Source organism: Legionella quinlivanii (assembly GCF_900461555.1).
GTDB lineage: Bacteria > Pseudomonadota > Gammaproteobacteria > Legionellales > Legionellaceae > Legionella_C > Legionella_C quinlivanii.
Window position 1 is genome coordinate 1786227 of record NZ_UGOX01000001.1, and the last position, 12058, is coordinate 1798284.

Genomic DNA, 12058 nt, shown 5'->3' on the forward strand with positions numbered 1-12058 from the left:
AGCGGTCATGACAGCAATCATAAACAAAAACTCCTATTAAAAATTATGCATGACTCTGAAAAAAATCAAAGATTTGTACCTATACTGAGAGAACATAATCAAAACTTATAAAACTCTTTTCGGAAAATATAAAATGAATCAATTAAATAAAGGCGATTTGTTTGAGCGTGCGAAAAAAGTAAAATGTCTTATTAGCGACATTGATGGGGTAATGACGGACGGAAAAGTATACATAGGTAGTAGCGGCGAGGATACGAGAGCATTTAATGCCCATGATGGGATTGGTATGCAAATGTTAATTGCAGCAGGCATTCATCTCGCAGTTATCACCACCTCCAATAGCAATGTGATCTATGAGCGAATGCAGAAAGTGGGCATCTTGTGTTTTTGCGGCCAAATTGACAAGCGAAAAGCATATACGCAGCTCAAGGAAGAATTGCAATTACATGATGCTGATTTTGCTTATATCGGAGATGACCTGTCTGATTTGATGATTATGAAACAAGTCGGATTAGGCGTCACTGTACCCAATGCAGTACAACAGGTGAAAGAGTGGTCACACTGGATCACCGAGCGGAGCGGCGGCGAAGGAGCGGTCAGAGAAATCTGTGAAATCATTCTTATGAGCCAGGATAAATTTGAAATGGCACTTGAAGGCTACCTCGCAGGTACTGCCTGTCTGTAGATGGATAAAATTAGAATTTGAGCTAAAATTACAATAGTATCAATACTCGAAGCAAAATAATGAGGCTGGGCTTCCAGCTGTATTAATAAGGCAGCAGACAAATGCTAAGATCTTCTAATCTAAAGTTGTTTCCGGTATTTCTAGTCGCATACGAATTAATCAGCTATTTATCCATCGACGCTTACCTTCCCGCAATGCCGATAATTGCCCAACAGTTTAAGGTTAGCGACTCTCTGGTCCAGCTCACGCTAACAGTCATATTTTTGGGTAATGTATTTGCTCAGCTTTTGCTAGGCTGGATTTCTGAACAATATAGCCGGAGAAAAATTCTGTTGTGGGGAGGAGCTGTGTTTGTCATTGCATCCTTCATGGCCGCTTTTGCTCCTGGAATTGAAGTATTAATTTTTGCTCGTTTTCTGCAGGGAATGGCCATCACCTCCCTTATAATTGCAGGTTATAGCACCATACATGTTCTCTATGACCAGGAACAGGCCGTAAAAATTATTGCATGGATGGGAAGTATTACCGTATTTGCTCCTGCCGTAGGGCCTATATTGGGAGCATTTATTATGAAGCTGGCCAGCTGGCGCTGGATATTTCTTATTCTTGCCCTGGCTGCTTCTTTCTGTCTTATTTACTTATACAAAATTATGCCAGAAACAGCCAGTCAGGATGCTCACAAAAGTGACTTTATCCTTTTGATCAAAAAATATTTGAAAACAACATTTAATCCTCGGTTTCTCCGTCCTGCATCCGTATGGTGTTTACTTTTTGCCGGTATGACCGCATGGAGTATCTGCGGGCCATTTTTCGTAATCAGCTACCTGAAGTACAATCCGATAGCATTTGGTGTGGTACAAGGCTTGATTTTTGCTTTTTTTATTCTTGGAACACGATGCATAGGCTGGTTATTAAAACGGTATTCCCTAAGGGGTATTGCTACATTATGCAGTATAATTGTTCTAATCTCAGGCTTTCTGGCTATACTATTTAGTCTCTTGGGAGTCTTTACGCTCATAACGCTTATAGCCACATTATTACCGCTTATTTTTACTTTGGGGATAGGATTTCCAGTGTTTAGTCGGCTTGCTGTTGAGAGTAATGATGAGTCAGTTATGATTAAAGTTTCACTTTACTCTCTTCTCCTTAATATAAGTTCTTTCTTCATGGGAGTTATCGCTTTAAGCCTTTTAGAGAATAAGTTTTCTTTCTTACTGGTCATTGCAATACTGGCGTTCTCTTCGTTTGCACTGAGTTTTTATAAATTACCATTTGAAAAAGCAGACGGCGCTGAGAAATAGCGTGAAAAAAATAACCTTTTTATGATGGCTTGAGGTTTAATTTTTTTGTCAAACTAACTATAAAAGATAATTATTATGACAATATTTCAAAAACAATCCTGGTCGTCTATTGATAAAGAATCGCTTCCTCCTAATGATTCTTTATTATCCTGTCTCGTTTTACTAAGCAGGTATTATCAAAACCCTTACTCTGCTCAATCGCTTTCAGCACGACTGCCATTAAAACGTAACAGGCTAAGTCCCGCCCTATTTTCCCGCGCTGCTGCAAGAGCATCGCTAAATGCCGAGCTTAAAGAAACACCCATAAGTAAAATTTCGGATGAAAGCTTGCCTACAGTATTACTTTTAAAAGAGGATGAAGCCTGTTTACTGATTCATGACGCTCAAGGACAAAGAAAAATCTTCAAACCAGAGGATTCCAGCCAACTGTTCAATGTGGACGACATTTTACCCCTATATACTGGTAAAGCATTTCTCGTCCAGCCTGAATATAAATTCACAACCAGATCTGAAGAAACGACTGGTAAACGTTCAAGAAACTGGTTTTGGAAGGTTTTGGTAAAATCCTGGCCGCTCTACTCCGAAGTACTGGTTGCCTCTCTGTTAATTAATATTTTTGCCCTGGTGTTGCCTCTGTTCACCATGAACGTATATGACCGGGTAGTGCCCAATCATGCGATAGAAACCATGTGGGTACTGGCCGGCGGTGTGGGCCTTGTGTTTTTATTCGATTTATTATTCAAGACCTTGCGCGCACATTTTATTGATCAGGCGAGTAAGCGCAGTGATGTTGAGCTCTCTGCTTCTATCTTTCAACAGATTTTGGGCGTTAATATGAAAGACAGGCCCAAATCTGTGGGCGCTTTAAGCAATACAGTTCAATCTTTTGAAGTTTTCCGGGATTTTATAACTTCAGGCACAATGACAGTACTGGTTGACTTACCTTTCGTCGCTATTTTTATACTTGTAATCTATTTTATCGGGGGTAATCTTTTTCTTATTCCATTAATTATTGTCCCAATAATTTTTCTAGTCGGATTCATTTTGCAACTCCCTTTAGTCAGACTAACCAAGCAATCCTATCAATTAGCCGCTGAAAAACAGGCGACCTTATTTGAGTCGCTGGCTAATATTGAAACTGTGAAAACAGTGGGAGCAGAATCGGCTTTACAATCGAGATGGGAGCAGCTTATCCGTCTTTCCGCCAAAACCGGAATGAAACTGCGTAGTGTCTCAAATATCAGTATGAATTTAACGGCATTCGCACAGCAATCGGCAACGATAATTATGGTTATTGCCGGTGTATATATGATTAGCGAAGGGAATTTAACAATGGGAGCATTAATCGCCTGCACTATTCTCACCGGCCGTGCGCTAGCGCCCATGTCGCAGGTTGCTTCCTTGCTGACTCGTTACTACCAGTCCGTTAATGCGCTTAAATCATTGAACCGAGTGATGCAGATGCCTCTCGATGTTTCAGAGGAATCGCATTTTCTACATCGCCCTGCCTTAAAGGGTAATGTCGAGTTTAAACAAGTTTCTTTTGATTATGGGGATAAAAAACTTCCTATTCTGAAAAATCTGACTTTCTCGATAAAAGCCGGTGAAAAAATAGCAGTAATCGGACGTGTCGGTTCAGGTAAATCCACTCTGGCGAAATTAATTCTTAAGCTGTATCTCCCTACCGAGGGTGCAATATTATTGGATGATACCGATTATCGGCAGATTAATCCTGACGATCTTAGACAGCAGATTGGCTACGTACCCCAGGATGTCAGCCTGTTTTATGGAAGCGTCAGAGAAAATATCACTATTGGCGCGCCCTTTATTGACGACAAATCAATCATTAGAGCAGCAAATGCTGGAGGAGTCGGTAGTTTTACTAATAAACATCCGGATGGTTTTGACCGGCAAGTGGGCGAAAAAGGAAGCGAGTTGTCAGGAGGGCAACGCCAATCCGTTGCAATTGCCCGCGCTCTGCTTCGTAATCCGCATTTACTGATTATGGATGAACCGACCTCAGCAATGGATGACAACAGTGAGCGCTATGTGAAAGAGCAGCTTACCCAATTTTTGACTCCGAAGCATACTCTGATTCTTATTACCCATAAATTGTCCATGCTGGAATTAGTCGATCGCATTATTGTACTTGACGAAGGCCGCTTAGTCGCCAATGGCAGCAAAGAAACGGTCCTGGCAACCCTTCGTACAGGGATGACTGTTCAAAAGGAAAAAAATAATGTCTGAAAAATCACGCATATTTTCACATTTAATCCTATGGGGAACGATTATCTTTGTCTGCGTTGCATTTTTATGGGCCCATTTTGCCATTCTGGACGAAGTAACCAAAGGAGAAGGCAAGGTAATCCCCTCCAGTCAGATTCAGATTATTCAGAATCTTGAGGGCGGAATCGTTCACAAACTCTATGTACGAGAAGGACAGATTGTTCAGCAAAACCAAATCCTGATGCAAATCGATAATACTCGTTTTATGGCTACTTTTAATGAAGCACAAAAGAAGATGGCTGCCTTACAGATCCAGATAATGCGCCTGAACGCGGAAATGAGCGGATCGAAAATGTCAGTACCCTCTGAGTTTTCCAAGCAAAATCCAGGGTTGGTCGAAGCTGAAAAAGCATTATTCAATTCCAGAAAAGAAGAATTGGAACAGATGAAAGAAGCCCTCGACAATGCCATTAAGGAATTAAATCTTTCCAGACCCCTGGTTGACAAAGGCGCTGTATCCGAAGTGGAAATTTTGCGCCTGCAACGCAGTGTTAACGAGTTAAAGGGTAAAATATTTCAGTTTAAATCGCAGGCTTTAGAACAGTTGAATAAAGCCAAGGGCGAATTTGCGGCGCTAAACGAAGCGCATATGGCTGACAAGGACCGATTAGTCAGGACTACCGTGCGCTCTCCAGTAAAAGGAATAGTCAAACAAATCAAGGTAAATACCATTGGGGGAGTAATTCAACCAGGAATGGATATCATTGAAATTGTACCGCTCGACGATACTTTATTAATTGAAGCCAAAATCAAACCTTCCGATATTGGATTTATAAAGATTGGGCAGGAAGCAATGGTAAAAATAACTGCCTATGATTTTTCCATCTACGGAGGTCTTCCCGGAAAAGTAGAGCAGATTAGTGCCGATACGATAACCGATGAAAAAAAACAAAAAGAGGAAACCTATTATATTATCCGGGTGAGAACAGAGAAAAATTACTTGGGAACCGAGCAAAAGCCGCTATATATTATCCCCGGAATGATGGCGACAGTGGATATATTGACCGGGCATAAATCCGTCTTGAATTACTTGCTCAAACCTATACTGAAAGCCAAGGAAAATGCGCTGACCGAGAGATAAGTGTATTTAAGGGCAGTATCTCGAAATAATTACTTCGAGATACTGACACAACTGCCTGTTTTGACTCGCTGTTTATTACCAATGAACTTAATGGTTAACCAGATATCAGATGATACTGGCTGATGAGTCTTTAATATCATTGTGTTTCGCTAATTCATTCTCTGCTCTGATGGCAGATTTAGCGTGATAAAACCCCAGGTTGCCTAAAACAGTCACTGGAAGTAATCGTTGCATATTGAGTGCTGTATAAAGCTCAGACTGCTTATCGTTTAATATCGATGCAAAATCTGATCCCTCTTCTAAATTTAATACAGCGTTAATTATCAATTCCATTTTTGCGCTGCTGTTACGCCAGTAAGGGTTCCAGCTATTTTGATTCTCAGCCAAACGGGTAATCAGGTTTTTGATCGTATTACCTATCTTTCCCTGATTATTTAAAATCGCAGTGGCTTTTTCATAATTCGTTTGTTCAACTTCCTTTGGAGTAAACACTAGTTCTGCAGATGTTGTTTTAAGTTGATATTAGCCTTCGAGGCTCTGCTTCAGGCATTGTGGCAGGATGCCTCAGACAAGCCGAGGCACATAGAGTCTATAATCGACTTATTCGTGTTCGGGAGCTACTACAAATATTCCAGGTGCATTACGCAGATACTCATTGTAGTCCATTCCATAACCAAAAATATAATGATCTTCTACTTCAAGCCCGACAAAATCTGCTTTTTGCAGGCCATTAGGAACACGCTTGCGATATTTATCAACCAGAACTGCACTGTAAACTGCTTCGGCCCCCATTTCAGCCACTGTGTCGATAATAGCTGCCAAGGTAACACCCCCATCAAGAATGTCATCGACAACCAATACCGTTCGCCCTTCCAGATTTACGCTGGGTTTTACTTTCCATATAAGCTCACCGCCGCGAATCTCACCGTTATAGCGTGTCGCATGGACATAGTCGACTTCCAGAGGAAAGTTAAGCCGGGGAAGCAAGTTGCCCATAGGAACCAGACCGCCAATCATTACGCATAAGATGACCGGATTTTTATCCTGAAGCACTTCATTGATACTGGCCGCCATCTTGTCCAAGGCAGCTTCCACTTCCTGGGTGCTGAAAAGAAGCGATGATTTTTCATAAACTTCTTTAATATTAACTGGTATTGACATCAGAATTCCTAAAATTGAATTAATTAATTTGCAAGCATCGTCTTCATTAAATATTATTCTCTTTTACCAGGCACTGGGAACATACTCACCTTGGCCTCCGACTTGCCATGCTCTTTAATTTTAGCAACTCCCTGCTTATTCACTTCATCGATTCGATGAATGGAATGAAGCGGGATGAATGTTTTTTTAATGTTGCTAAACTCCAGTTTAAGACGCTCCTCGGAAGGGTCGACTACCAGCGAAGAGTTTTCACCAAATACAAAGTCTTCTACCTCAAGAAAGCCAAACATTTCACTTTCGCTAATTTTACGAGCATAAATTTCATACACCGTCTCCTGATGATTAAACATAATGCGGTAAATAGTTTTTTTTGACATAATTTGGCCTGAAGTAAGTGACTTGGGTACAGTCTATAAAACGATAGACAATCTTAGGCTCTGTGAAGCAGAACCTGGCGCGATTATACCGAATTTATTCAGAGTTTACACGTTCCTGTTCAACTTGAATCAACGAGTCTGCTCTGAGTTACAACCCTGCTGGGCTGGTTGGATACGCATTTCAGCCAATTGTTCTTTGAAGGTTATCGCCTGAGGATGAATGGGATCTTCCTGATATTTTTTCATAACCAGACAATAAAATCCTGAAGGAAGAATCGATATCATCTTGCTTAGTTGATTTAATACCTTAAATCTCTGTATCCATAAAGGATTACTGCAGGGCGGGATATAATGGAAATAGGATAAATGGCATTGAATAAAGCCTCGGTGAATCATCGCCCTTTTGACCGAGAAGGCGGAGCGTGTTGTACTTCGAGTATGACCAAAACACAAGTCTTCTGACCAGCGCAGGCGCGCCCCCCATAGACTGATTGGATTAATGCCAAGAAATACCGCATAGCCCATAGGTTTTAATATCCGGTCAATTTCATCCACAACCGTCATGCGAGAAGTACCCTCCAGAGTTAATGGCGCTAAAACACAATCGACACTATTTCTGTCGAGAGGTAGCTGATCCAGTTCTGAAATAAACGTACTGAGATTCACATTGGAATGCATTGTTGCAATCCATTTGTGCTGATAACGTAAAAGAGGCATCCATTCGTTTTGCCCACAGCAACCTAGTTGCAGCAGGCATTCACCATGAAGCAATTCTTTCAACGGCTGGAGTTCATCGCAGAACGCTTTTGATACCGACAGACCAGGCTCGCTTAAAAACCATTCATCCAGCATCCTGAATCGGCTCTTTTCTTTTTCCAGGGACAAGCTTTATTCCAGTTACATAACCAGCTTCTTTTGTATCACAGGGATAACCGAAACAGCAAGATTCTCCTGTATTTCCTGATTAGCACAGACTCGTCTATTTCGTGCATTGAACTGATTTTTTGTCTATAGTAATCATAGTATTAACTTCTTAATAAACTGATGGCAATCACAACGGAAGAACAAAGACTACAAGGGATTGCGCAGCTAATGGTCCATGAAAATCTACTTGACAAGACCAAAGCCCTTGAATGTCAAACCCAGGCTCACCAGAACAAGCAAACTTTATTGCAATATCTGGTGCAGAATCATATTTTAAGCGCACAGCAGGTGGCTTTGATTGTCGCACAGAATTTCGGCCTGCCTTTTATTGATTTGGATAGCGTGGATCCTGAAGTGCTTCCTGTATCACTCGTTAACGAAAAGCTTATTCGACGTCATACTATTCTACCCCTTTTTACCCGTGGAAATCATCTTTTCCTGGCCACGGATGATCCTAGCAAACAAGCCTCTTTCAAAGAAATTCAATTTCATACCGGTCTTCATACCAACACAATTGTTGTCGAAAGCAATAAGCTGACAAAACTGGTTGATCGATTACTCAATGAAAAAGAAAATCAGGGACTAAATGACTACGTTAAGGATGATCTTGATGATCTCGAAATAAGCGCAGACGAGGAAGAAGCAGATCGCAGTGCGGCCGGCGAAGATGCTCCCGTTGTTAAATTCGTCAACAAAATTCTTTATGAGGCAATTAAAAAAGGCGTTTCGGACATTCATTTTGAGCCTTACGAGCGTGATTATCGCATCCGTTATCGGCTTGACGGCCTTTTAAATGAAGTAGCTGCCCCCCCTATCAGTCTGGCAAGCCGGATTACCGCACGAATAAAAATTATGTCCAACCTGGATATTTCAGAAAAACGAATCCCTCAGGATGGACGTTTTAAAATGAAACTTTCCCGTGCGCGCTCTATTGATTTCAGGGTAAGCACCTGTCCGACAATCGCCGGAGAAAAGGTTGTAATGCGAATCCTCGATCCCGGATCCACAAAACTTGGAATTGAGGCTCTCGGATTTAGTCCCCTGCAACGAGGTCATTTTTTAAAAGCAATTGAAAAACCGCAGGGGATGATACTGGTAACCGGCCCGACAGGAAGCGGTAAAACAGTGACCCTCTATACTGCCTTGAATATTTTGAATACTAAAGAAAGCAATATCTCGACAGCGGAAGACCCAGTGGAAATCAAGGTGCCTGGAATTAACCAGGTTAACATTAATCCCAAAGCGGGATTAACCTTCTCAAACACCTTGAGAGCTTTTTTACGTCAGGATCCGGATATTATTATGGTGGGGGAAATTCGCGATCTCGAAACGGCAGAAATTGCTGTCAAAGCAGCACAAACAGGACATTTGGTTTTATCAACTCTGCACACCAATAGTGCGGCGGAAACCCTCACCCGTCTGGTAAATATGGGAATCCCCTCTTTTAATATAGCAAGCTCTGTCAGCCTATTGATTGCGCAAAGACTTGCGCGTAAATTATGCGATTCCTGTAAAGTAGTTCGTGATGATACCACTCCAAAAAGCCTTATTGAATTGGGGTTCTCTGAAGAGGATAGCCAAAAAATTAAAATCTATAAGGCAGTCGGCTGTCCCAATTGCAATCAAAACGGCTATCGAGGGCGTGTTGGGCTTTTTGAGGTGATGCCAATGTCCAAGGCACTGGGTGAGATTATCATGTCAGGCGGCACATCCCTGGACATTCTAAAGCAGGCACAGAAAGAAGGAATGTGGACAATTTATCATGCCGGACTTGAAAAAATAAAGGAAGGGATTACGACCATTGAAGAGGTCAACCGAGTCACAATGGATTAATCTATGGAAAAAAATGAAAATAATTTAAAAAGCTTTCGCTGGGAAGGCGTCAATCGGGCTGGTGAAAAAGTAAAAGGCATTATTGAGGCAAGAACTCTGGTTCTGGCTAAAGCAGATCTTAACAAGCAAGGCTATATCGTCAAAAAAGTTGTTAAAAAGAGAAAGCCCTTTTTTGATAGAAAAAATAAAAAAATCAAGCAGGCCGATATCACTATTTTTAGCCGGCAACTCGCGACTATGATTGCCGCAGGGATCCCTCTCATTCAATCATTTGATATTGTCACAAAAGGCCAAACGAATGCGCGAATGATCAAACTGCTTGAAAATGTAAAAAAAGATATTGAGTCCGGTACGGGCATGGCGGAAGCATTATCAAAGCATCCAGTGTATTTCAATGAATTGTTTACAAATCTCGTGGATGCCGGAGAAAAATCAGGTTCATTGGATATCATGCTGGACAAGGTTGCCACCTATAAAGAAAAAATCGAAACCATTAAAAAGAAAATTAAAAAAGCATTAACCTATCCTATCGCCGTCCTTATCGTTGCGATTCTGGTAACCGCTGCATTACTCATCTTTGTAGTGCCGCAATTTCAATCTCTCTTTGAAGGCTTTGGCGCGGACTTACCTGCTCTGACACGCGGCGTTATTGATTTATCAAAGTTTTTCCAATCCTATTGGTATATTATCTTTGGGTTGCTTGGCGGTGCTATTTATGCCTTTATCTATGCCAAAAATCATTCGCCTCAATTTGCGCATACAATCGATCGCAGCCTGCTTAAAATTCCGGTTATTGGTACTATTCTCGTCAACGCCTCAATTGCCCGATTTGCCCGAACGCTCTCCATTACCTTTGCAGCTGGATTACCGCTGGTGGATGCCCTGAAATCGGTTGCTGGAGCGACAGGAAATATTCTCTATGCAGAAGCTACCGACAAGATTCGCCAGGATGTCTCTACAGGCCAGCAAATGCAGCTTGCCATGCACAATACCCATATGTTTCCCAATATGGTGATTCAAATGGTTGCCATTGGGGAAGAATCAGGTACTCTTGAAAAGATGTTAGGCAAGGTAGCTGACTTTTATGAAGAAGAGGTTGACAATGCCGTTGATGCCCTAAGCAGTTTGTTAGAACCGATAATTATGTCGATTCTGGGTATTTTGGTGGGTGGATTAGTTGTTGCTATGTATCTGCCTATTTTCAAACTTGGTTCTGTGGTGTAATTTCATGCTTGAGCAACTCTCACAACTACATCCCGGTGTATTATATACTTTTATGACCCTATTTACATTGTCAGTAGGCAGTGTACTCAATATGATTATTTATCGTCTGCCAATTATGTTGAAAAGACAATGGGCTGAGGAGTGCAAGTGTCTTTTGAACCTTGAAACAGAAAATCCGGCAGCAAATATTAATCTTTTTTTCCCCCGCTCATTCTGCCCTTCCTGCAAAAAAACCATTCCTGCAATTGCTAATATTCCACTGCTCAGTTATCTCTTTTTGTGTGGAAAGTGCAAATCCTGCAAGCAAAGCATTCCATTTAGATACCCATTTATTGAGTTGCTGACCTGCGTCCTTAGCCTTTATGCGACCTGGGTATTCGGCTTTACCTGGTTTCTGCCGCTTATTTTTTTGTTTTTGTGGATATTAATTGTCATGGTCTATATTGATCTTGAACATCAAATCCTGCCTGATAATCTGACCCTGAGTCTTTTATGGCTTGGGCTTTTGGCTAATACAAGGCATTTATTTGCAGATTTACCCAATGCAGTCATTTCAGCCGCAGCGGCTTATCTATTCCTCTGGTCGATTATGAAAATCTTCTACCTCATAACCGGCAAGATAGGAATGGGAAATGGGGACTTCAAGTTATTTGCCGCTTTTGGTGCCTGGTTCGGCTGGATAATGCTTCCTCTGATTTTACTTTTAGCATCATTTTGCGGGGCAATTATCGGCTTGATTTATCTACGCATACAAGATAAAGACCGCAATACCCCGATTCCATTTGGCCCGTTTCTATGCTTCGCTGCACTAGTCGCTTTATTTTGGGGCAAATCAATAATCCATTGGTATCTCGGATTTTGGCTGTGACTCGATTGAAAAGATGAATTGTTCTACTTATGGTTAACAATTCATTAAATCAAGCTCTTAATTGATTATTTATTTTAAAAACCAATTCAACAATGTTACGAGCATGATTTATTTTTTAATATCGCGATATCGTGTTCTACTGCGCGGTAAGACAAATGCAGGCAGGGAAGCACTGGCCATCGAAGTGGATCTGAGCCTGCCTGCCCATCGAGTTACCCGGGTGCTTGACAGCATAGCTGCCAATCGAGGATATCCGGCAAATGCGGCTTGATAACGGCCAGAGTTCATCTCTCTGGTATTGACTGACTAACTGATGAC

General features: G+C 41.5%; 11 protein-coding genes and 1 pseudogene. 8 read left to right on the top strand and 4 right to left on the bottom strand.

Annotated features, from left to right (window positions below; all coding sequences use genetic code 11):
- Positions 1-133 precede the first annotated feature (133 nt).
- The 4 genes from DYH61_RS07740 (at position 134) to DYH61_RS07755 (ending at position 5353) form a co-directional block, all read left to right on the top strand.
- Complete coding sequence (locus tag DYH61_RS07740; protein WP_058508322.1) at positions 134-685, top strand: KdsC family phosphatase; 552 nt, start codon at positions 134-136, stop codon at positions 683-685.
- Between the two features lie 101 nt (positions 686-786).
- The gene (locus DYH61_RS07745) at positions 787-1986 is read left to right on the top strand and encodes an MFS transporter (RefSeq protein WP_058508323.1); all 1200 of its coding nucleotides are present in this window, start codon (positions 787-789) and stop codon (positions 1984-1986) included.
- Positions 1987-2061: 75 nt separating this feature from the next.
- The gene (locus DYH61_RS07750) at positions 2062-4233 is read left to right on the top strand and encodes a type I secretion system permease/ATPase (protein WP_058508324.1); all 2172 of its coding nucleotides are present in this window, start codon (positions 2062-2064) and stop codon (positions 4231-4233) included.
- Positions 4226-5353, top strand: coding sequence for an HlyD family type I secretion periplasmic adaptor subunit (locus DYH61_RS07755; RefSeq protein WP_058508325.1), 1128 nt, complete (start codon positions 4226-4228; stop codon positions 5351-5353). Before DYH61_RS07750 ends, DYH61_RS07755 begins: the two co-directional genes overlap by 8 nt.
- 105 nt (positions 5354-5458) lie before the next feature.
- On the opposite strand, the gene DYH61_RS07760 is transcribed toward DYH61_RS07755, so the two are convergent.
- From DYH61_RS07760 to DYH61_RS07775, 4 genes are all read right to left on the bottom strand, one after another.
- Positions 5459-5845: a hypothetical protein gene (locus DYH61_RS07760; RefSeq protein ID WP_058508326.1), complete on the bottom strand. Its 387-nt coding sequence runs from the start codon at positions 5843-5845 to the stop codon at positions 5459-5461.
- Positions 5846-5953: 108 nt separating this feature from the next.
- On the bottom strand, positions 5954-6514 hold the full coding sequence (locus DYH61_RS07765; protein ID WP_058508327.1) for a hypoxanthine-guanine phosphoribosyltransferase: 561 nt from the start codon (positions 6512-6514) through the stop codon (positions 5954-5956).
- Between the two features lie 53 nt (positions 6515-6567).
- Positions 6568-6891: a DUF1820 family protein gene (locus tag DYH61_RS07770; protein ID WP_058508328.1), complete on the bottom strand. Its 324-nt coding sequence runs from the start codon at positions 6889-6891 to the stop codon at positions 6568-6570.
- Between the two features lie 129 nt (positions 6892-7020).
- Complete coding sequence (locus DYH61_RS07775; protein WP_065236173.1) at positions 7021-7776, bottom strand: methyltransferase domain-containing protein; 756 nt, start codon at positions 7774-7776, stop codon at positions 7021-7023.
- Between the two features lie 159 nt (positions 7777-7935).
- Between DYH61_RS07775 and pilB the strand changes: the two genes are divergently transcribed.
- The 4 genes and pseudogenes from pilB to DYH61_RS15980 form a co-directional block, all read left to right on the top strand.
- Positions 7936-9648 (top strand): type IV-A pilus assembly ATPase PilB, encoded by a 1713-nt coding sequence (pilB, locus tag DYH61_RS07780; RefSeq protein WP_058508330.1) that lies wholly within the window; start codon positions 7936-7938, stop codon positions 9646-9648.
- Between the two features lie 3 nt (positions 9649-9651).
- Positions 9652-10872 (top strand): type II secretion system F family protein, encoded by a 1221-nt coding sequence (locus tag DYH61_RS07785; RefSeq protein ID WP_058508331.1) that lies wholly within the window; start codon positions 9652-9654, stop codon positions 10870-10872.
- A 4-nt stretch (positions 10873-10876) separates the two neighbouring features.
- Positions 10877-11740, top strand: coding sequence for a prepilin peptidase (locus DYH61_RS07790; protein ID WP_058508332.1), 864 nt, complete (start codon positions 10877-10879; stop codon positions 11738-11740).
- A 163-nt stretch (positions 11741-11903) separates the two neighbouring features.
- Positions 11904-12047: pseudogene (locus tag DYH61_RS15980) on the top strand (IS3 family transposase); the annotation flags it as partial.
- Between the last annotated feature and the right edge of the window lie 11 nt (positions 12048-12058).

Coding starts and splice junctions, on each gene's coding strand:
- DYH61_RS07740 (WP_058508322.1), top strand. CDS start 134: ATGAATCAATTAAATAAAGGCGATTTGTTTGAGCGTGCGAAAAAAGTA.
- DYH61_RS07745 (WP_058508323.1), top strand. CDS start 787: ATGCTAAGATCTTCTAATCTAAAGTTGTTTCCGGTATTTCTAGTCGCA.
- DYH61_RS07750 (WP_058508324.1), top strand. CDS start 2,062: ATGACAATATTTCAAAAACAATCCTGGTCGTCTATTGATAAAGAATCG.
- DYH61_RS07755 (WP_058508325.1), top strand. CDS start 4,226: ATGTCTGAAAAATCACGCATATTTTCACATTTAATCCTATGGGGAACG.
- DYH61_RS07765 (WP_058508327.1), bottom strand. CDS start 6,514: ATGTCAATACCAGTTAATATTAAAGAAGTTTATGAAAAATCATCGCTT.
- DYH61_RS07770 (WP_058508328.1), bottom strand. CDS start 6,891: ATGTCAAAAAAAACTATTTACCGCATTATGTTTAATCATCAGGAGACG.
- pilB (WP_058508330.1), top strand. CDS start 7,936: ATGGCAATCACAACGGAAGAACAAAGACTACAAGGGATTGCGCAGCTA.
- DYH61_RS07785 (WP_058508331.1), top strand. CDS start 9,652: ATGGAAAAAAATGAAAATAATTTAAAAAGCTTTCGCTGGGAAGGCGTC.
- DYH61_RS07790 (WP_058508332.1), top strand. CDS start 10,877: ATGCTTGAGCAACTCTCACAACTACATCCCGGTGTATTATATACTTTT.